This is a genomic window from Xanthomonas arboricola pv. guizotiae, from assembly GCF_002940205.1.
GTDB lineage: Bacteria > Pseudomonadota > Gammaproteobacteria > Xanthomonadales > Xanthomonadaceae > Xanthomonas > Xanthomonas arboricola_C.
Window position 1 is genome coordinate 1 of the sequence record NZ_MDSK01000112.1, and the last position, 761, is coordinate 761.

At 55.7% G+C, this 761-nt stretch carries 1 protein-coding gene; it reads right to left on the bottom strand.

Annotation, left to right across the window (positions count from 1 at the left end; all coding sequences use genetic code 11):
• Positions 1–54: 54 nt before the first annotated feature.
• A complete protein-coding gene (locus XarbCFBP7408_RS22035) occupies positions 55–411 on the bottom strand; it encodes a hypothetical protein (RefSeq protein WP_146093837.1) in 357 nt (118 codons plus the stop codon).
• Positions 412–761 lie beyond the last annotated feature (350 nt).

Consider the following 761-nt stretch of genomic DNA (forward strand, 5'->3'; position numbering starts at 1 on the left):
CACCGGCGCCCGCACCAGGCGCTGGGAATGAAGACACCCGCCGAGGCTTATGCTTTAGCGGCATGACCTGTGCAGAAACCACTGGGTCATTACAACAAGCTCTTGCATCTGGCGGGCCATATCCGCTTGTAGGGTGCGGTCGCCAGAGTGTTGCAGCAATAGAAATTGCGCGGAGACAGCGGCTTCGCCAACTTCGCTCAGGCCCAGCAGCCTTCCGGACGTGATCTCTCGCCAGGCTGCCTCGCGGCGCCGGTCTGCCTCTGCAAGTCGCGCGTCATCAAATCCAGGCGTCATGGCCTTTGTGCGATCACGCTGATCTTCTTCGCCGAGAGCAATCAGCTGCTGCGCTACCGCAGGTAATGATCGTTTGTCAGTTGGATGGCCCGCGACCTCGCTCGACACACTCGACAAGTTCGATGCAGTCACAGTCCCGGCCCCTAAGGAACCTCTGAACAACTCTTGGCGTTGCGAGCGAACTTGGGATTTCGCTTGATCACGACAATCTCCGTTGCTGAAAATCAATCACTTACGCGTGATGGCTCCAACCTCAGGCGTCGATCAGAAGTCTATCGAGGAGTTGTTCAGAGCTTTCCTAAGCCAATAGCAATAAGAAGTAGAGAAGCCGCTCGTGGTTTCATGACTGTTCCACCCACTGATCATTTCGTTGTCTAGGGCCTGTTAACACATCCGAAGCCCATCAACGACCAGGACGAAGTTGAGGAATCCAAGGAACATGACGTCCAACTTCTCGAAGCGCGTGA